At 36.4% G+C, this 20232-nt stretch carries 19 protein-coding genes; 6 read left to right on the top strand and 13 right to left on the bottom strand.

All coding sequences use genetic code 11. The features are described 5' to 3' along the window. Nucleotides 1-97 precede the first annotated feature (97 nt). Both ygiD and H6W52_RS11600 read right to left on the bottom strand, forming a co-directional pair. Nucleotides 98-925, bottom strand: coding sequence for a 4,5-DOPA dioxygenase extradiol (ygiD, locus tag H6W52_RS11605; RefSeq protein ID WP_116098451.1), 828 nt, complete (start codon nt 923-925; stop codon nt 98-100). 77 nt (nt 926-1002) lie between these two features. After that, nucleotides 1003-1515: a YceI family protein gene (locus H6W52_RS11600; RefSeq protein ID WP_116098452.1), complete on the bottom strand. Its 513-nt coding sequence runs from the start codon at nt 1513-1515 to the stop codon at nt 1003-1005. Between the two features lie 1100 nt (nt 1516-2615). Between H6W52_RS11600 and H6W52_RS11595 the strand changes: the two genes are divergently transcribed. From H6W52_RS11595 to H6W52_RS11585, 3 genes are all read left to right on the top strand, one after another. Next, nucleotides 2616-4757 carry a S9 family peptidase gene (locus H6W52_RS11595; RefSeq protein ID WP_116098453.1) on the top strand — a complete coding sequence of 714 codons (2142 nt, stop codon included), beginning with the start codon at nt 2616-2618 and terminating at the stop codon, nt 4755-4757. 16 nt (nt 4758-4773) lie between these two features. After that, nucleotides 4774-5856 (top strand): acyltransferase family protein, encoded by a 1083-nt coding sequence (locus H6W52_RS11590; RefSeq protein ID WP_116098454.1) that lies wholly within the window; start codon nt 4774-4776, stop codon nt 5854-5856. Between the two features lie 78 nt (nt 5857-5934). After that, on the top strand, nt 5935-6960 hold the full coding sequence (locus tag H6W52_RS11585; protein WP_116098455.1) for an LLM class flavin-dependent oxidoreductase: 1026 nt from the start codon (nt 5935-5937) through the stop codon (nt 6958-6960). A 100-nt stretch (nt 6961-7060) separates the two neighbouring features. Here the strand turns inward: H6W52_RS11585 and H6W52_RS11580 are convergent, their stop codons facing one another. From H6W52_RS11580 to H6W52_RS11555, 6 genes are all read right to left on the bottom strand, one after another. Beyond that, a complete protein-coding gene (locus tag H6W52_RS11580) occupies nt 7061-7558 on the bottom strand; it encodes a hypothetical protein (protein WP_116098456.1) in 498 nt (165 codons plus the stop codon). Nucleotides 7559-7653: 95 nt separating this feature from the next. Then, nucleotides 7654-8688, bottom strand: a complete 1035-nt coding sequence (locus H6W52_RS11575) for a T9SS type A sorting domain-containing protein (RefSeq protein WP_116098457.1) — start codon at nt 8686-8688, stop codon at nt 7654-7656. A 21-nt stretch (nt 8689-8709) separates the two neighbouring features. Beyond that, on the bottom strand, nt 8710-9351 hold the full coding sequence (locus tag H6W52_RS11570; protein WP_116098458.1) for a hypothetical protein: 642 nt from the start codon (nt 9349-9351) through the stop codon (nt 8710-8712). Nucleotides 9352-9478: 127 nt separating this feature from the next. Beyond that, nucleotides 9479-10231: an intradiol ring-cleavage dioxygenase gene (locus tag H6W52_RS11565; protein WP_194304389.1), complete on the bottom strand. Its 753-nt coding sequence runs from the start codon at nt 10229-10231 to the stop codon at nt 9479-9481. Nucleotides 10232-10484: 253 nt separating this feature from the next. Further along, nucleotides 10485-11159 (bottom strand): LytR/AlgR family response regulator transcription factor, encoded by a 675-nt coding sequence (locus H6W52_RS11560; RefSeq protein ID WP_087711627.1) that lies wholly within the window; start codon nt 11157-11159, stop codon nt 10485-10487. Nucleotides 11160-11165: 6 nt separating this feature from the next. Then, on the bottom strand, nt 11166-12260 hold the full coding sequence (locus H6W52_RS11555) for a sensor histidine kinase (RefSeq protein WP_116098459.1): 1095 nt from the start codon (nt 12258-12260) through the stop codon (nt 11166-11168). A gap of 120 nt (nt 12261-12380) precedes the next feature. On the opposite strand from H6W52_RS11555, the gene H6W52_RS11550 reads away from it, so the two are divergent. Beyond that, a complete protein-coding gene (locus H6W52_RS11550; protein WP_116098460.1) occupies nt 12381-12632 on the top strand; it encodes a VF530 family DNA-binding protein in 252 nt (83 codons plus the stop codon). An 80-nt stretch (nt 12633-12712) separates the two neighbouring features. Then, nucleotides 12713-13213, top strand: coding sequence for a peptidylprolyl isomerase (locus tag H6W52_RS11545; RefSeq protein ID WP_087711621.1), 501 nt, complete (start codon nt 12713-12715; stop codon nt 13211-13213). A gap of 160 nt (nt 13214-13373) precedes the next feature. On the opposite strand, the gene H6W52_RS11540 is transcribed toward H6W52_RS11545, so the two are convergent. The 3 genes from H6W52_RS11540 to H6W52_RS11530 all read right to left on the bottom strand — a co-directional run bounded on the left by H6W52_RS11540 (nt 13374) and on the right by H6W52_RS11530 (nt 16597). Further along, nucleotides 13374-13751, bottom strand: a complete 378-nt coding sequence (locus tag H6W52_RS11540; protein WP_116098461.1) for a YchJ family protein — start codon at nt 13749-13751, stop codon at nt 13374-13376. A gap of 39 nt (nt 13752-13790) precedes the next feature. Beyond that, nucleotides 13791-14144 (bottom strand): superinfection immunity protein, encoded by a 354-nt coding sequence (locus H6W52_RS11535; RefSeq protein ID WP_116098506.1) that lies wholly within the window; start codon nt 14142-14144, stop codon nt 13791-13793. Between the two features lie 311 nt (nt 14145-14455). Next, a complete protein-coding gene (locus H6W52_RS11530) occupies nt 14456-16597 on the bottom strand; it encodes a M3 family metallopeptidase (protein ID WP_116098462.1) in 2142 nt (713 codons plus the stop codon). 58 nt (nt 16598-16655) lie between these two features. Here H6W52_RS11530 and H6W52_RS11525 point away from each other — a divergent pair, with 58 nt between their 5' ends. Then, the gene (locus tag H6W52_RS11525) at nt 16656-17474 is read left to right on the top strand and encodes a head GIN domain-containing protein (RefSeq protein ID WP_116098463.1); all 819 of its coding nucleotides are present in this window, start codon (nt 16656-16658) and stop codon (nt 17472-17474) included. A gap of 117 nt (nt 17475-17591) precedes the next feature. Here the strand turns inward: H6W52_RS11525 and H6W52_RS11520 are convergent, their stop codons facing one another. Both H6W52_RS11520 and H6W52_RS11515 read right to left on the bottom strand, forming a co-directional pair. Beyond that, nucleotides 17592-19469: a monovalent cation:proton antiporter-2 (CPA2) family protein gene (locus tag H6W52_RS11520; protein WP_116098464.1), complete on the bottom strand. Its 1878-nt coding sequence runs from the start codon at nt 19467-19469 to the stop codon at nt 17592-17594. Nucleotides 19470-19476: 7 nt separating this feature from the next. Further along, nucleotides 19477-19998, bottom strand: a complete 522-nt coding sequence (locus tag H6W52_RS11515; RefSeq protein ID WP_076393105.1) for an NAD(P)H-dependent oxidoreductase — start codon at nt 19996-19998, stop codon at nt 19477-19479. Nucleotides 19999-20232: the final 234 nt, after the last annotated feature.

Here is a 20232-nt window from a genome sequence, read left to right as displayed (position 1 = left end):
CAAAGAAGGAGCGTAAAACTATACGTTTTACACTCCTTTTTTATTGGTTAATAAAAATTTAGTTTTTCAGTGACCTCGAAAATTTCTTCCGTTTTTTTTATCCTATTCTCACGCTCGTCATACTCAGAGATCCTGCAATTAATTCATCATTAAATAAACTCAGGTTTTCAGATTCCTCCTTCATCCCTAAAGTATAGAGTAAAGGAAGATAATGATCGGGAGTGGGAACCGCATATTGCAGCGAAGTACCCTGTTTCTGATAATCAATGATGTTCTGAAAATTTCCGTCCAAAAGCCAATTGTTGGTTTTTTCTCTGGCTTCAATCGCCCAGTCCCATCCGGCTCCGACAGTATTGATATTTCTCCAGTCGATCAGTCTCAAATTATGAACAATGTTTCCGCTTCCGATAATTAAAATTCCTTTTTCGCGGAGCTTATTGAGTTTCTTAGCCAAGTCAAAATGATACTGCGGAGGTTTTGTATAATCAATACTCATCTGAATAACAGGAATATCTGCATTCGGATACATATGTTTAATCACAGACCATGCTCCGTGATCCAGTCCCCAGTTATGATCTTCCTCCACGATAACAGGAGCCAGCAATTCTGCCGTCTCTTTTGCCAACTCAGCATTTCCCGGAGCAGGATATTGTATATCAAACAAAGCCTGCGGAAAACCTCCAAAATCATGAATTGTTCTCGGCATATCCATTGCTGTTACTTTCGTTCCCTGTGTAAACCAATGTGCCGAAATACAGAGAATGGCATTCGGTTTCGGAATTTCAGCCGAAGCTTTTCGGAAACCCTGTACAAACTGGTTTTCTTCAATAGCATTCATTGGCGAACCATGTCCCAGAAAAAGAACAGGCATTTTCCCGGTATTATTAAAATTTTCGCTGATGTTTTGTAAATCGTTGAGGTTCATTTTTTTTATTCTCAAAAACAGAAAAGAGCAAAGGTAATGTAACTTTCCTTTGCTCTTTTACCTTGATTTTTATGTTTTTATGCTTGTTTTACAAACTGTAATTCTCCGGCGATTTTCACTTCCTCGCTTACCATTACACCTCCTGCTTCAAGCGCAGCATTCCAGTTCAGTCCGAAATCTTTTCTGTTGATTTTCCCTTCGAAAGAGAAACCAGCCTTTGTATTTCCCCAAGGATCTACGTTGATTCCATTGAAATCCACATCAAGTGTTACAGGCTTCGTAATTCCGTTAATTGTTAAATTTCCTGTTACTTCATTGTTCAAAGCAGAAGATTCAAAAGTAATTGTTGGATTAGCTTCAGCGTTAAAGAATTCAGCAGATCTTAAATGGTTATCTCTGTCTGAATTGTGCGTAGAGATAGAAGCTGTCTGAACTGTTGCCGTTGTTTTAGCATTCGCAAAAGTATCGTCTTCCGCGTCAATTTCAGCCGTAAAATCTGTAAAGTTTCCTTTGATATTAGAGATCATCATATGTTTTACTTTAAAAGTAATTTCACTGTGAGCAGGGTCTAGGTTCCATTTTGTTGCCATTGTATTAATATTTTTTGTTGTTAATTATACTGCAAATGTATATCAGAAGAGAGGTACAAATCATTGACGTAGGATAAGAAATGCTTTTCGCTGTATTTTTCACAATCCTGCCATTTCAACGAACGAGAAATCCCCAAAATATTTTTAACGAAAAAAGCAAAACAACTCTATTTCTATTACACTTACACTTACACACTCAAACCCTTAAACACTCACACGCTCTAACCCTCCAACTTAAAAACTCTCCAACCTAATCAGGAGCTTTATCGCGCTTTCCGCACTCGCTATTTCTTTAGTTTCGGCGCGGCAAAGCCGCGCCGAAACTAAAGAAATGAGCTCAGACAATTGCTGCAATCACGGCTAGGATTGAAGCCAGTAATTCATTACCCGCCATTGCGAACATAGTTCTGAAGCGACGAAGCAGTCTCAAAAAATCGTACACAAAAGTCTTTATTGGATTTATTCAAAGTATTTCAAAAGTCTGCAAAGAGAAAAAATCTTTGATTTTTTTTTAAACTTATGTGCTCTTTTTTCCATTTAAGTATTAAGCTTAAACTGCTAAAGTGTTACAATCTTTTGCATCTTTTGCGGTAAAAAAGTTTAGACAAGTTTATTTTAAATATTCTTACAAAACGAAAAACATACAGTTCATTTGCTGAGTGAATAGTTTATGCTGAGCTTGTCGAAGTGCCGTTGCGAACGAAATCCGCCTAATCATTTAAAAATCCCTTTGCGTATTTTGCGTTAAAATCCTAACCAATGCTTATAACGAAGCAGGTTCCAATAAAAACAGAATTCTCAGTTTATGATTTAATAAGATTTGAAAATGCTTTTAATAGTAGTATTACAGAACAAAAGACATACTGCTCATTTGCATATTTTGCGTTAAAATCCAATCAATGCTTATAACGAAGCAGGTTCCAATAAAAACAGAAGTATCAGTTTATCATTTGATAAAATTAAAATTACTTCAAATAAACTCAAAACAAACAACAGCAAACAGCCATCAACAACCAACAAAAAACCAAACTCCATTTTACTTTAACACTTCTTAACCATTGATATTTATTTCTTATTTTTGAAGGATTCAATTTTATACAATGAAATTATATAAATTATCTTTATGGATGCTGGTTTTGGGAAGCAGCGCATTGGCTCAGACCCAAAAATTTACAATGGCGGAGGCAGTAAACGGGATGAGAACCAACTTAGCCGTTAAAAACATCTCACAGTTTTCATGGTCTGCAGATGGAAAATCTTATATTCAGGCGGTAAAAGGCGGATATTTAATCACAGATCTGAAAACCAACAAACAGGATACGCTGGTTTCTTTATCCCAGTTGAATAAGAATTTAACAGACAATAAATTCAAAGCAGTTCCGCAGATTAAATTCATCAGCAATTCTCAGGGATATTTTAATTCCGGCGGAAAAATGGTATGGGTAGAAAAATCCGGCAGCGACTGGAAAACAAAAAATTCCGTTGCTTTGGATAATAATGCTGAAAATATAAAGATTTTTGGAGATAACCAGACTTTTGCATTTACCGTAAAGAATAATTTATTTGTTAACAGAAATGGAAAAACTATCGCAGTAACCAATGATACCGATGAAAATATACTGAATGGAGCTTCCAATGTTCACCGAAACGAATTCGGAATTGATACCGGAATTTTCCCGGCTCCAAATTCTGAAAGTGTTGCTTTTTACAGAATGGATCAGACAATGGTTGCTGATTATCCGATTATTGACTGGTCTGTAACTCCTGCTGTAAATCACAATATCAAATATCCGATGGCGGGAAAAACGTCTCATCAGGTAACTCTGGGAGTTTTCAATATTAAAACTCAGAACACAACCTTCTTAAATATCGAAGGCGAAAAAGATCAGTATTTAACGGCTGTTACCTGGAGTCCGGATTCAAAGTATATTTTTGTAGGCGTTCTGAACAGAGGACAGAATTACCTGAAAATGAATCAATATGATGCTTCGACAGGAAATTTAGTGAAAACTTTATTCGAAGAAACCAGCGATAAATATGTGGAACCTCAACATCCTTTAACATTCTTCCCGAATTCCAATACAGATTTCATCTGGCAGAGCCAGAGAACAGGATACAACCATTTATTCCACTACAATCTGGAAAAAGGACTCGTTGCACAGATTACAAAAGGAGATTGGCTGGTAACGGATATTTTAGGTTTCAATGAAAAGAAAAAAGAAATCTATTTTACCTCCACGAAAGAGACTCCGTTGGAAAAGCATTTGTACAGAATCAACTGGACAAATTTTAAGATGCAGAGAATGGATAACGCAGAAGGAGTTCACTCCGGAGTGTTAAGCAGCGACGGAAATTTCCTGTATGATGTCTACAGCAACGCCGATACACCAAGAGTTGCCAACATCATCAACACAAACACATTAAAGACAAACAATCTTCTGACTGCTGAAAATACACTGAAAAATTATCAGCGTCCGGAAATTAAAAATATCAACTTAAAAGCCGACGACGGAACAATTTTGTACGGAAAAATGATTCTTCCGACCAATTTTGATCAGAACAAGAAATATCCGGTGATTGTTTATTTATACAACGGTCCGCATTTGCAGCTTATTACCAATTCTTTCCCCGCATCCGGAAATCTTTGGTACGAATACATGGCGCAAAACGGATACATCATTTTCACGATGGACGGAAGAGGTTCTTCTAACCGTGGGTTAAAATTCGAGCAGGCTGTTTTCAGAAATCTGGGAACAACAGAAATGAACGACCAGATGAAAGGAGTAGAGTATTTAAAATCTCTTCCTTACGTAGATTCCGAAAGAATGGGAATCCACGGATGGAGCTTCGGAGGGTTTATGACAACGAGTTTCATGCTTCGTAAGCCGGATGTTTTCAAAGTGGGGGTTGCAGGAGGACCTGTAATCGACTGGAGTATGTACGAGATCATGTATGGCGAAAGATACATGGATACACCGCAGGAAAATCCGCAAGGATATGCAACAGCCAATCTTCTGGATAAAGTTCAGAATCTGAAAGGAAAATTACTGATGATTCACGGAGCACAGGATGATGTTGTGGTTTGGCAGCATTCGGTTAAATTCATCAAATCTGCGGTTGATAATGGTGTTCAGTTGGACTATTTTGTATATCCGGGACATCCGCACAACGTGATCGGAAAAGACAGAGTGCATCTTATGCAGAAAGTAACAGATTATTTTGATCAGAATCTGAAAAAATAATCCTGAAATATTGATAATGAACCTCACCAAAAAAGGCAGAGTACACTTTCATACGTTCGATTCGTTGAGGTTTCTGTCTTTTTTATTGGTTTTTTTACGCCATTCCCCCGTTCCTGAAGATAGCTTTCTATACTATTTTTCCAAGCAAGGGGGGATTGGTGTTTCTTTTTTCTTCGTACTGAGCGGTTTCCTCATCACCTATATTCTTATTCTCGAAAAAATAAACAATAATGGAACAATTCCGCTGAAAAAGTTCTTTATGAGAAGGATTTTAAGAATATGGCCGCTTTATTATGCCATGGTACTTTTTGCGATATGCACGCCATTTATTCTTGATTTTTTTAATATTTCCTATTCCAACGAAGGATATCAGCCAAATTGGTGGTTTACCCTTACTTTTCTGGAAAATTATATGGCGATGTATACCAATCAGCTTCCCAATGTATCGCCGATTACCGTGATCTGGTCTTTGTGTATCGAAGAGCATTTTTACATTTTCTGGGGACTGGCTTTTTACTTTATTTCCCTTAAAAATATTCCGAAACTTCTTCTGGGAAGTATTGTTTTTTCATTCATCATGCAGATGGTGTATGGAAAATTACAAATTCCGACTTTAGATCTCTTTACCAATATTCATTATTTTGCTTTCGGAGCCATTCCTGCGTATATTTTTGTCTTTAGAGAAGATCTAATCCAAAAGCTTGAAATGGTTTCTGCTGTTTACAAATACAGTTACGCTTTTTTGGTGTTGGCATTTATTGTTTTTATAGGGAATTCAATAATAATTTCAAATCCTGCACTGATTTCATTTCTTTTGAGTGTTTTCTTTTCAGGGTTAATTTTATCTACTTTAGGAACAAAAAATGTTTTTAAAATTTCAGATAAAAGTATTTTGGCAAAACTTGGAAAATACACTTACGGACTGTATCTTTTTCACACCATTTTAATCATGTTTTTTATAAAAATAGGAAATAGATTCAATTTCAACTGGATGTTAGTCGTTGCGCTGTCATTTATTGCTTCAGTTGTATGTTCCGTGCTTTCTTACCATCTTTTCGAAAAACAGTTTTTAAGACTTAAAAGCAAAATCAGTACTTAATATTCCATTTCCTTTCTTACCAAACATCAATGCATCTGATTTTCAGTTGCCGTAAATTTGTACTATAAAATCAACAATATGGAATTAGGAATAGGAATGTTTGGCGATCTTGCTTTCGACCAGACAACAGGAAAATATAAAGATGCAGGAGTAAAGATTCGTGAAATTCTGGAGCAGATAAAATTCATGGATGAGGTGGGAATTGATGTTTTTGCCATGGGAGAACATCACCGTCCCGATTATGCGGTTTCTTCTCCGGAAATCGTTCTGGCTGCAGCGGCAAGTATTACAAAAAATATTAAATTAGCGAGTGGTGTTACGGTTTTAAGTTCATCAGAGCCAGTAAAAGTGTATGAAGATTTCTCCACTCTGGATTTAATTTCCGATGGCCGTGCTGAAATTTTTGTGGGTAGAGGAAGTTTCATCGAATCATTTCCTTTGTATGGGTATTCTTTAAACGATTATGAGGAACTTTTTGATGAAAAATTAGACTTATTGCTTAAAATCAATTCTCAGGAAAATGTAACCTGGAAAGGAAAACTTCGTGCATCGATGCAAAATCAAACCGTTTATCCGAGAGCAAAAAATGACGGAAAACTGCCCATCTGGAGAGCTGTCGGCGGAACTCCGCAGTCGGTTTTAAGTGCCGCAGAATTGGGAATGCCTTTAGTGGTGGCAATTATCGGAGGAATGCCGGTACAATTCAGAAATTTAATTGAATTCTACAAGCAGGAATATAAAAAAGCGGGACACGACGTTTCAAAAATGCAGATTGCCGTTCATTCGCATACTTTTGTAAGTGATGATCCGGAAGTGATTGAAGGATATTTCCACAATTATAAATCACAGATGGACAGAATCGGTTCTTCCAGAGGTTGGGCTCCTTATACCAAAATGCAGTATGACGGCGGAAGAAGCAAAGAAGGAGCGTTGTTCATCGGTAATCCTAAAGAAGTGGCAGATAAAATTGCTTACCTGAAAGAAATTTTCGGTATCACAAGATTTATCGGACACATGGATGTGGGAGCTCCGGAGCATGATCTTATGATGAAATCTATTGAGCTGTTTGGCAAAGAGGTAAAACCACTTGTCAAAGATCTTTAAAACAAAACCTCCGCTGAATTTCAGCGGAGGTTTCTCTTTAATAAAAATCATCTGTAAAAATGAAACAACATCCTGTTGTTTAGAAATTAATCAATATAAATTATAAAGCTGTATAAGAAGCTATTGCAACCTGTGGATGAAAGGCAAACATAAACGTTTCAAAAGAGTCTCCCGAACTATTTTTGCTTAAAAGATACTTATTGTCGATAATATCAATCAGCAACAATTCAGGCGTGTAAAAAGTTAAACCTATTTTATGCTTTGAAGGATCTTCCACATTGGAACTGATGAGATCCAGTTTGAAATTTTCAATCGGGAAAAAAGTATTTCCCAAAACATCAGGAAGGCTTTTAACTTCACCGTTAAGCTGGGCAACATAGTTTACCACTGCTGAACTCAGTAAAAACGGAATTCTTTCTGCATGAGGATTTTTTCTCAGCAATTCCCAGTAATTCTTTACCGGATTTTCTTTATCATCGAAAACCTGATGCTGAATTTTATACTCGAAAAAAGTATCTTCAAAGATATATTTATCCCAGATAATTTCAGAATTCTGATCAATTACAATCCTGAATGCAAGTTTTATTTTAGCCTTCATCATTTTAAATTTTAATAAAACAGGGCAGTTCTTTTATGATTTCTGCCCTGATCCTAAACAAAATTGATATGAAAAATATCTAATACTCAAGAAGCTTAGTTTACAAGAACTTTAAGATTCTCTGTAAACGTTCCTTTCGTATTATCAATAGTAATTTTTGCGACATACATTCCGGATTTTAATTGGTTTTTCGTCATTTTGATCTGCTGATTTCCGGATGCAAGTTTTTGCTTGTCGATCACACTGAAAAGTTTTTTTCCGCTTACATCAAACAGTTCAATACTCACTGTTGATCTTTCGTTGAGAGTAATCGGGAAAATAGTCTCTTCTCTGAAAGGATTTGGATAATTCTGTCCCACATTAAAATTTTTGGTGTTTGCTGCTTCCTGAGTTCCTAAAACGGCTCCTGCTACATAGATGGTATGAGTTAAAATATATCCGGCAGATAAAGATCCTGTTACAGTGCTCATCTCGTTGCTGGTTCCGTCTGAAAATACATTGTCACTGGCATTATAGGTGTATCCCGTCATACCTTTTGTATAGCCGTATGAAGTTCCGTTTACATTCACATTATAAACAGCACTGCTTGTTCCCTCCGGAAAAGCAATCTGCGTTACCAGAAGAGAAGTTCCGTCTGCTTTGTAAATATGAACATGAATGTGGGTGGCTCTGCTCTGATACCATCCCGGAAATATGCTCGTGAAACTTACAAGTCCGTTTGCATCCGTGGTCTGTCTTCCGCGAAGAAAATGATTGTTGGTGTAATTTGCAGCCTGCATTGCCGTACCTCCGTATTCGGAATAATTTCCGTCTTTATCACAATGCCAAACATCTACCAGAACACCTTGATAGGCAGCACAGTTTCCGTTGGTATTCTTGATGTAAATATTCATCGTAAAGGCTACTCCGGTTCTGTCTCCCACAATATTGGTTTGTACAAGGCTCGAAGGAGTATGCGTAGGAAAAGGACCCGCTGTTTCCGAATTGGTTACACTGCAGGTTAAAACATTTTGAGAAGATTTTTCGGGCAGCATTTCCTCATGAAAAATTTCCGATCGGAGAAGAACAGGCGCAGCAACAGCTATTCCTGCTAATCCGAATGAGTTTTTTAAAAATTTTTTTCTGTCCATGTATTTAGTTTTTATTTTAAATTAAACTTCAAGGAAAATTAAAAGGGCGTTTTCGCTTAATGCTTCAAATTCAAGGATTTCAATTTCAGAAATGATGATCGCGTCTCTGGTTTCTAAAAGTCTGTTCTGAAACTCAAAAGCACCGTTTATTACCATTCCGAAAATTGATTTTCCTTTCTGATGTAAAGAATATTCTTCTTCTTTCCTTCCTTCGTACAGACCTATGAAATTAGGATATTCCAGTTTCTCGGAAATCTGTATCAAATGATTTCTACGGTCTATATTCAGATTTTCAATGCTGAAGAAATTATCTTTTTTAATACTTTTTAGTTCAAAAATCAGAATGTCGGCTTTCTCATCCGGTGTATTGTTTCTGATGTTCAGTGTATTGCCTTCTTCAGACTTTAAAGTAAAGATGTGCTCCGGAGAAACAGGTTTCTGAAAATCGTTAATGAAAATTTCGCCGAACAGAACAATGATGAGAACGGTAGAACTTTTTTGATAGTTAAAATCAAATGTTCCGTTTTCCTCGAAAACAATTTCTGTTATTTTGTGCAATCCTGACTGTTCATCGGGAATCATCTCGTTCAGAACACATGAGTTTTCTTTCCTCCAGACGGAAAGATCAGATTTAAAAATTCTGGATGGACTTTGAACTAACATTTTGATTGGATTTTTTTGAGGAATTCCACACCGCACAGATAAACACCTCTAATCACTTCACACCCGCGTAAATCTGTGCTTTAGTGGAAAACTAATAAACTAATAGTAAACAACCTCTGTTTTATTTTTAAGCCGAAACTTTTATTGTATGGGTAAGAGCATAACCAGCACTTACACTTCCTGTAATCGTAGACATTTCATTAGATGTTCCGTCGCTGAATACATTATCACTTGCATTATAAGTATATCCGCTCATTCCTTTATATCCTGTACTTGAAGCTACCTGAACCACTGCGCTGTCACTGCCTTCAGGAAATGCAATCTGTGTTACGAGAAGAGACTGCCCTGCAGAATTATAAATGTGAACATGGATGTGGGTGGCTCTGCTCTGATACCATCCCGGAAATATACTTGTGAAAGAAACTTTTCCGTTGGCATCGGTTGTCTGTCTTCCTCTCAGGAAATGGTAAGACGTATAATCGGCAGTCTGCATCGTTGTTCCTCCGTATTCAGAATAGTTTCCGTCTTTGTCACAATGCCAGATATCTACAATAGCTCCCTGAAGATTGGCACAGCTTGCATTGGTATTCTGAACGGTAATTGTAATTGTGAACGGAACACCTGTTCTGTCTCCTACGATATTAGTCTGTACAAGTGTAGAAGGTGATTTTGTAGGAAAAGGTCCTTCGGTTTCTGAATTGGTAACAGAACATGCCGATGAAGTTGATCCGGAAGAAGATCCTGAACCTGAAGATGAACCTGTTGTAGTATCTGTGATATCGTCATCACTTCCGCAACGTATCAAAATAGGAGCTGCCACCGCAGTAACACCTGCCAAACCAAGAGTTTTTAAAAAACCTTTTCTGTCTATTGTTTTCATAATATGTTTTTTTAAGGTTACTATTTGAATGATTTTAATTTCATTCTTTCAATTTCCTGTAACAAATGTATTTTGAAAAAAACAGCTTATGAAATTTATGAGGTAAACAGCAAAAATGTGTCGGTAAATGGATTTTTTTTTAAGAAATATTAAGAATAATATGATAGAAATAGCATAAAATTACCGAATAGAAATTCAGGGTGGCAAAAATTCGAAGAATTTTTGACGCGGTGGTTTTAGAGATGAATTAAAATTATTTATTCACAATTTCCATTACCACCCCTTTAAATGTTTCCCCAATCGGAATGATAAATTCCCCAATGTGAATATTGCGGTTTACAATTGTTTTAATAAGGTTTACGGGAACAATATAAGAACGGTGTACTCTTACAAAATCTTTTTCTGAAAGTTTTTCCAGAATATTTTTCATGGAGGAACGCGCGGTAATCTTGGAATGATCTGCAAGATGAATCTGAATGTAATCGTCTAAACCTTCGATCAAAATAATATCATCAAAATTAATTTTGTGAAGTTTATAATCTGCTCGGATGGAAAGATATTTTACATCAGCAGATTCACTACTCACTTTTACTTTATCCACAGCGGCTTTAAATCGTTCAAACGAAAAAGGTTTTAATAAATAGTCTACCGCATTGATACTGAAAGCTTCTACGGCATATTCAGAATAAGCTGTTGTAAAAATAACTTTTGTATTCTGAGAAATACTTTTATAAAAATCCATTCCGTTTTTGGAAGGCATTTCAATATCCAGAAAAATCAGATCAACAGGATATTTATTGAGGTGTTTCTGTGCATCGCTTTGTATATTGAAGGTCTTTTCCAGAGAAAGATTCTCAATTTTTCCGGCATAATTTTCAATAATTTTAAGAGCCAGAATCTCATCATCCAGTGCAATTGCTTTTATCATCACGTATCAGATTAAATTAATTTTTAGATCTATATCATAGGTCTCTCCGTCATCTTTTATGATAAGAGTCTGTTTTTCTCCATAAATCTGCTGCAAATGTTCAGTCGTATTTTTCAGTCCTACTTTCAGGCTGCTTTCATCCGTTATATTTTCGTTCACAATATTATTAAAAACATTAAAACTAAGAGTACCTTCCTGAATGACGACTTTCACAGAAATTTTAGAATTTTTTTCCGCATTGAAGCCATACTTAAATGCATTTTCTACAAAATTAACCAAAATGAACGGGGCAATTCTCAGTCCCTGCGTTTCCCCGATCTCGGTATAAGAAAAATCAAGACTATTGTCTGTTCTTATCAGTTGAAGCGAAATATAATCTTTTATATAGTCTATCTCCCTGTTCAGTTCCACAAAATCTTTACTGCTTTCTTGTACCACATACCGCATTACATTGGAAAGCTTTAAAATTCCTTCAGGCGTATCGTCAGATTTTAACAAAGCCAGAGAATAGATAGAATTCAAAATATTAAACAGAAAATGAGGCTGCAACTGATATTTTAAATTTAATAGCTCTGCTTTTGCCTTTAATTTTTCCAGTTCCTTTTTCTCATTGCTCCTGTAAATAAAGAATGAAGATAAAAAAGAAAAAAGAAACGGCAACAGAGAAGAAAATATCATCTGATGATAAGTGCCGTCATTTCTTTTAGGAGCAAAATTGCGAAATGGAGCCTCTCCATTCATTGGAGGTTTGGGGAAATTTCCATTTGGATCAAACATTTCAGGAGGACTCATCTGTATTTTCGGATATTCTTCCGGAAACATATTTTCCGGAGAAAAATAAGTAGGCAGAAATGCCATACATCCAAAACAGATCATTACAAAAAGTGAGAAAAGGAAAAATTTTTTTCTTCGGTAATATTCTGGAAGAAAGATTTTAAGGTTTAAATAAAAGAAAATAATAACCAGTACAAAGCGGATAAACTCTCTTTGAAATGGAGGAACCCTGAAAACCGAAAGCGTTCCGTCGAAATCCGGAGAAGAAACAATCGGGATTGTAAGAAGTAGCGGAATAAGAATAATATGCGGTAAAAGCTTTTTCATTGAACGAAATTATTAATTTGAATTCATAATTTGTGAAAAATTATTTAAAAGCAGTAATTTTTTTATTTTCATTAAAATTAATTTATTTGTCATGAAATACAAATTCTCTACTTTTACGGCATGGAACAACAATCTAAAGATCCTCTGCACGGAAAAAGACTAAATGCCATTCTTGAAGAGCTGGTAGAATATTATAACGGTTTTGAAAAACTTGGTGAAAAGATCAACATCAGATGTTTTACAGACAATCCGAGCATTAACTCTTCTCTGAAATTTTTAAGAAAAACAGACTGGGCAAGAACGAAAGTAGAAAGTTTATATCTTTTTGTACAGAGAGAAAAAAAGCGTAACGAAAGAAAAAAAGACAGATAAATATTTCTTCGGTCAATGATTTCAAAAACAGTATCTTTGTGCCGTTAATCGTGAAAGAAATCACGAAAAAAGAATAAAATATGACAATCGAAAACAATCACGTTGTAGCTGTAAAGTATATCCTACATACTATTGAGCCGGATGGAAGTAAAATTCTTGTAGAAGAAACAACAGCAGAAAATCCACTTACATTTTTGTATGGGGTAGGAATGATGATTCCAAAATTTGAACAGAATATCCACGGCTTACAAGCTGGTGATAAAGCTGATTTTACGATTAAGCCTGAAGAAGCGTATGGCGAAAGACAGCCTGATGCAATTGCTCAGTTGCCGATCGATATGTTCCAGGAAGCTGGAATTCCGCCTGTAGGAGCAATTTTACCACTATCAGACAATCAGGGAAATAACTTTCAGGCAATTGTGGTTGAGGTAACTCCGGAAGCTGTTGTGGCAGATCTTAATCACCCGATGGCTGGAAAAACGTTAGATTTCCAGGTTGAAATCTTAAACACACGTCCTGCAACAGAAGAAGAATTGTCTCACGGTCACGCTCACGGAGTAGACGGAAACGAAGCTCACTAAGAGTTTTCTCAATAAAATACGAATGTCCGGCAGAAATGCTGGACATTTTTTTGTTTAAAGAAAATTTCACACAATGAATTTTATCGAAGATAAAATTCTTGCGCCTTAAAGCATAATGATTATAATAAAACCTTGCACCTTTGCGATTACCAACAAAAAATTATTCTAAAAATTCACCGTTCACATAAAACCAGCGGTTCTGGATCATTTTAAAAGTAGATAATTCGTGATGAACATGGTTTCCTCCGTTTTCATCAGTGTAAAAAGCCTTGAATTCCACTTTATTCATGGAAGGTTTATTTACAATTTCAAGTTTTGTCCACTCATTAATTTCTCCCCATTCCTGTAAATCTTTCGTATTGTGAAACTGCCTTTTACTCGGCGAAGTGGTTTCCATCAAATATCTTCCATTCGGAATCGCAAATGCAGAAAACCTTGAGCGCATCAATGCTTCTGCAGTAGGTGCAAATTTTTCTTTTGTATGATAAGGTTTACAGCATTCTTCGTAGCTCTTTCCGGAACAGCAGGGACAGTTCATTGTTTTAAATTTTAGATTGCAAAAGTCTTAAATTCTTTTTTAACTAAGCAATTTATTTTTTTGATCTGTGAACTCTTCATCGGTAAGTACACCTTTGTCATGAAGTTCTTTTAACTTAGCCAATTGATCAATGTTAGAATTGTAATTATGCGGATTATTGGAATTGACAATTATTTGTTGATTATTTGATCTGTTTGACAAAGCCCATATTAATGCTCCTACCCAGCCTATTAATGCCCAGCCTAAGAAAAAATTCAATGCAAATATAGCACCTGCGTTGGAATGCTTTCTACTGTAAGCAATAAATGTAGGTATAAAATAAATAGGAGTGATGATTAGTAAAATAATTAATATGTGTTGCCACGAAAGGCTTAAAAGAGTTATAAATTTCATAGAAAAATTAAAGTTTTCATTGGTTAAATAATAGTACCAAATATATTTATTTTTGCTTTTATTGAAGCAAATGTATGCGAATATTTTCACTCACCTTACAAAGTTGGGATCAATAGGAGCTGACTTTAGCACTTTTGAAAAAATAAATTGCTGCCCAAGGCATTAGCCAGATTCATTTATATTTCCCACAAATCATCCGGATTTTCACAGATTTTTTCTAAGAAAAGATTTGTGCTATTTGTGAAAAACATTTGTGTTATTAGTGTTTAAATCAAAAAAAAAGCATCCAAAAATTGAATGCTTTTAAAAATTTATTTAATAAATCCCCTGTTTCTCAATAAAGGCTTAATATCCGGATCGTGTCCTGTAAAATCTCTGAATGCCTGATTCAAGTCAACAGAATTTCCTACAGACAAAATATATTTTCTGAAACGGTCTCCGTTTTCTCTTGTCAACCCTCCATTTTTAGAAATCCATTCCCAGGCGTCATTATCCAGTGTTTCAGACCATAAATAAGCATAATATCCTGCAGAATAACCACCACCCCAAATGTGTGCAAAATAAGGCGTGTGATATCTCGGAGGAACCGTTGCCAAAGTAAATCCGTGCTTTGCTAAAGATTCTTTTTCAAAATCTAAAACCGGAATTAACTGATTTTCATTCGTCACCGTATGCCAATCCATATCTAATTCAGCCGCAGAAACCAATTCAGTGGTCATATAACCCTGATTGAAAGTTGCCGCTTTTTTAATTTTATCAACCAAAGTTTGCGGAATGGGCTGTTTTGTTTCGTAATGTAAAGCGTAGTTCTTTAAAACAACAGGATCTAAAGCCCAGTGTTCGTTGATCTGTGAAGGGAATTCCACGAAATCTCTCGGTACATTGGTTCCGGAAAGCGAAGGATATTTCTGGCTGGCAAACATCCCGTGAATAGAGTGTCCGAATTCATGGAAAATAGTGGAAACATCATCATAACTTATTAAAGAAGGTTTTCCGGGAGCCGGTTTCTGATAATTGTAACAGTTTACAATCACAGGTTTTGTTCCTAATAAATAAGATTGTTCTACGAAATTGCTCATCCAAGCTCCTCCGTTTTTAGAATCCCTCGTGTAGAAATCCAGATAATAAATGGCAATGGATTTTCCGTCATGATCGAAAACTTCATACGTAACCACATCCGGATGATAAACCGGAAGATCCGTTCTCTTTTTGAAAGTTAATCCATAGAATTTTTCCGCAGCGAAGAACACGCCCTTCTCCAAAACGGTTGTAATTTCAAAATAAGGCTTTATTTCACTTTCATCAAGATCAAATTTTGCCTTTCTTACCTGTTCAGCATAAAAATTCCAGTCCCATGGTTCAACCTTGAAACCTCCTTTCTGCTGATCGATCAGATCCTGAATGTCTTTTGCTTCACGTCTTGCCGTTTCTACGGCAGGAGTCGCAATCTGATTCATTAATTTTGTTGCAGCCTCCGGCGTTTTTGCCATCTGATCCTGCAATTTCCATTCTGCGAAACTTTTTTTACCTAAAACCTGAGCTTTTTTCAGTCTTAATTTCGCTAATTTTTCAATGGTTTCTCTTGTATCGTTTCCATCCCCTTTTTCAGCTCTTGTCCATGATGCTTTGAAGAGTTTTTCTCTCGTTGCTCTGTTTTTAAGATTCTGTAAAAGAGGTTGTTGCGTTGTATTTTGTAATGCTAAAAGATACTGTCCCGGTTTTCCGGCATTTTTAGCATCAGAAGCTGCTGCAGCAATTTCATCGGCGGAAAGTCCGTCCAGTTCCTTCACATCTGTAAAGAAAACGCCTCCCTGCTTTCTCGCTTCAAGCAATTTGTTGGAATATTGCGTAGACAGTGAAGCCAGTTCCTGATTGATCTGCTTTAGTTTCTCTTTATCCGCAGAAGAAAGATTGGCTCCTGCGATTTCGAAATTCTGCTTGTAATATTGTAATAATCTTTTGCTTTCAGCGTCTAAACCGTTTTCAGAGATTGCTTTTATTCTTTTATAAAGATTTTCATTCAGATACATTTTATCAGAATGGGCTGCAAAGATCGGAGCATATTCTTCATCAAGAGCCTGTAAAGTCGGGTTTGTATTGGCGCTGGTAAGATTAGAGAATACAATGGTTGCTCTTTTCAGAACTTCACCGCTTTTTTCCAGAGCTACGATGGTGTTTTCAAAAGTGGGTGCTTCAGAATTGTTGGCGATTTTTAAAATTTCAGCGTCGTGCTGTTTCAGACCGAAATCAAAAGCGGGTTTAAAATGTTCATTTTTAATTTTGTCAAATTCAGGAGCTTCATACTGAAGTTTGCTTTTTTTCATGAAAGGATTCGATGAAAGCGATGCGTCCGGAGCTGGAACTTCCTGTTGGCTATCGGTGTTTTTCATTGTTGTACATGATTGGTTGAATGCTAATGCAGAAATTAATAATACCGATGTAATATTTTTCATAAATTAGTTGTTAATAAGGTATAAAGATACTTAAAACTTAATTCATAAAATAATAAACATGAAATCACAGACTATTTTTCTTTTTTCAGTTGTTGCACTTCTGGATTCTTGCGATAAAAATGACCGACATCATAACGGGAACGATCAGAAAAACTGGGTGGAAAAAGTAGTAACGAAAGACAACGGACCGATGAGCCATAAAGAAGTGACGGGCGATTTCGATGAAATTGAAGTTTCACAGGCAATAGAAGCTGAAATTATAAAAGCTGATTTTGAAAAGGTTGTAATTTCTGCTCCCAAAAATATTATCGATGAGGTTTTGGTGGATAACAACGGAGGAGAGCTTCATATCCATTACAAACCGGGAATCCGTGTGATGAATACCCACAATGTTTCTGCGAGAATTTATACGAAAGATTTTTCAAAATTAAATGCCAATTCTGCAGCCAGCGTTAAAGTGAAGGATAAATTTGTGCAGGATAAAATGGAACTTGAAGTTTCGAGTTCTGCAGCGGTTTCCGGAGATCTTGAAGCGAATACATTTACTATTTCCATAGACAGCAGCGGAAGTTTCGACGGAAAAATCTGGGCGGTAGATCTTGATGTGGATGCTTCATCCGCTGCAAGTCTGGATCTTTCCGGTAAAGCTAAAAATGCGGAGATCAGTGCTTCATCGGGAAGCAGTATTTCTGCCAAAGATGTTATAGTTCAGAATCTGAAAACAGATTCATCCAGCGGAGCGAGCGTAGACATCAGTGCTTCTTCTTCCATTAATGCAGAAGCATCTTCCGGCGGAAGCGTGAATGTGTATAAAAGAGGAAACGTTACCAATATCACAAAAAACGAAAGCAGTGGCGGAAGAGTGACTATTCAGTAATGCTTTGCTGAGTGAAACGCCATTGCGAATGGAAAATTAAACGTTTGAGATAAAAATCTTTGTGGAGATAGCGGTAAAATGATCACTGATTAGCTTATCTAAACCAAATGTAAGCTATTAATTTTCATCTTCATCCTCTTCATCATTAGAAGAATCTTCCCATTGCTGATTATCAAAATTAAGATTATCATACGCCAGTAATTCCTCCTCTCGCAGGAGGATTTCTTTTGTGGTAAAAAGATGGATCTCATCATCATGATCCGATTTGGCTAATTTTCGGATGGAAGCTTTATCGATGGTCATAAATCTTTGCCCGAGACGTCTCGCTGCATATTTCCGCATCCCGGTTGCATGAAGAACGTCGACTGCCATATCTACGGCGGTTCCCAGAGTTTCGCGGTAGATATTATTAATTCCGCTGTTCAAATATTCATAAGAATCTATTCTGTTTTTGGCACGCACAAAGATTTTTACCTGTGGATAATTTTCTCTTACAATATCGGCGACAAATTTATTGTCATCGGGATTATCAAGACACAGCACCAGAATTTCTGCATCTTCAATTCCTGCTGCGCGTAAGGTAGGAATTTTTGTGGCATCTCCATAATACACCTTAAAACCGTAGCTTCTCAATAATTTCACACGGTCAGAATCTCGATCCAAAACCGTTGCCGGAATTTTATTGGCTTTTAAAAGCCTTCCCACCGTACTTCCGAAATGTCCGAATCCTACAATGATGATTTTCTTTTGCTGAATATTACCGTCCAGAATATTAAAATCATTATCGGGATCAGGAACTTCTTTTATGAATCTCGGAGTAATAAGTTTATCATTAATAATTAATAAAAAAGGTGTGATGCACATGGTAATTGCTGTTACAGCCATCATCTGCGCATTGAGTTCAGAAGGCAGAAGATAAAGACTTGAAGCATAATTAATGAGGACAAAAGCAAATTCTCCCACCTGCGAAAGCGCAAAAGCATAAAACATGCTTTGTGGAGTATCTATTTTGAAAAACTTTCCGATAAGAAATAAAACAAGGAATTTTATGGCTAAAACTGCAAACACGGTGGTGAAAATAAAGGTAGGATCTTTCTGAATGACGTTAAAATTCATCGTGGAACCTACACTTACAAAAAATACGGCAAGCAATAGTCCTTTGAAGGGATCAATCTGTGCTTCCAGTTCGTGGCGGAATTCGCTGTTGGCTAACATGACTCCTGCAAGGAAAGCTCCTAAAGCGGGAGATAAACCAATAGCTACCATGAGTTCTGAAACTCCGATGACCAGAAATAGGGAAGAAGCCGTTAAAAGCTCCGACATTCCGGATTTTGAGACATATCTTAAAAAAGGAACAAAAACATACCGCCCCAGTAAAATTAAAATAACCACTCCCAAAATAACGGTCGCGAACTGCATCCATTCCGGAAGAGTCTGTATGAGTACCTGAATTTCGTTATCGTGATGTCTGGATTTGTAATTGGCAATCAGCGGAAGAATCGCCAAAATAGGAATCACCGCAATATCCTGAAACAGCAAGGTGGAAAATGAAGCTTCTCCGGCTAATGTTTTTAAATTGTTTTTTTCCTGTAAAGTCTGCAGTACAATTGCTGTAGACGATAACGCAAAACACATGGCAACGGCTATGGCTTTGTCGATTTTCCAGCCTGCCCAGATAAATACGAGAAATAGCAGGGAAATCGTTAAAAGCATCTGCGTTAAGCCGAGTCCGACAATTTTCTTCCGCATATCCCAGAATTTTCGGGGTTCAAGCTCCAGACCGACTAAAAACAAAAGCATGATGACCCCAAATTCACTGGCGTGCATAATGTCGTTAACATCGTTTCCCGTTAATTTTAAAACATAAGGACCAATGATAATTCCGCCTGCAATATATCCGATGACAGAACTTAGCCCGAATTTTCTCGCCAGCGGAACCATAATGATGGCTACGCCTAAGAAAATAAGTGTGTTCATTGCTAAGCTTGTTTCCATAAAATTTTTATTGGTTGAGAAGTTCTACAAACTGCTGTTTGTGTACGATAATTTCTTTTTTTGAGAGCTTGTTGGCTTCGTAAACGATTTTGATATTTTTGATGTTTGCCTTAAAAACATTCAGCGATACGATAAGTCCGCTGATCAGCTCCTCTACGGTAAACTGATAGGTTCCTTCCTTGCTGAACGATCTTTCTTTTCCGCCTGTGGTTACCAGAATGTAAACCTCTTTTCCCTCCAAAGGATTGTGATGATCTTCTTTAAGCCAGTCGCGGTCGAAAACTTCATCGATCCAGAGTTTTAACAAAGGCGGCATTCCGAACCAGATGAGTGGAAACTGGAAAATAAAACGGTCGTAATTTTTTATTCTTTTTCTTTCCCTGAAAGCGGCAATATGAAAATTAGGATACTCTTCGTAAATATCCCGCAGGGTAAAATGCTGATGACGGACATAGAAATTAATGAGCTCTGCATTCGAGTTGGAATGCTCTAAATAAGGGTGCGCAAAAACTACCAACGTCTTCTTCATAAACCTGTTTTACGTAAATATAATGAAAAATTTTTGAAGTAAAAACAGAAATTAGCCGGATTTATTAATTTTTAATATTAAAATTGATGATTTATGTTATTATAAATTATTATTAATGACGGAAAAATTATTTTTTTGTAATACTTATTTTAACGTTTAAAATATTTAAAAGTATAGTTCAAAACATTTAATAAATGATTACAAATTTTTACAAAAAAAATCGGTCATTTGACC

This window comes from Chryseobacterium sp. C2(2020), assembly GCF_014218915.1.
Classification (GTDB): Bacteria; Bacteroidota; Bacteroidia; order Flavobacteriales; family Weeksellaceae; genus Chryseobacterium; species Chryseobacterium mucoviscidosis.
Note: the sequence above shows the minus strand (reverse complement) of the source record. Positions and strands in the feature narration are given on the sequence as shown.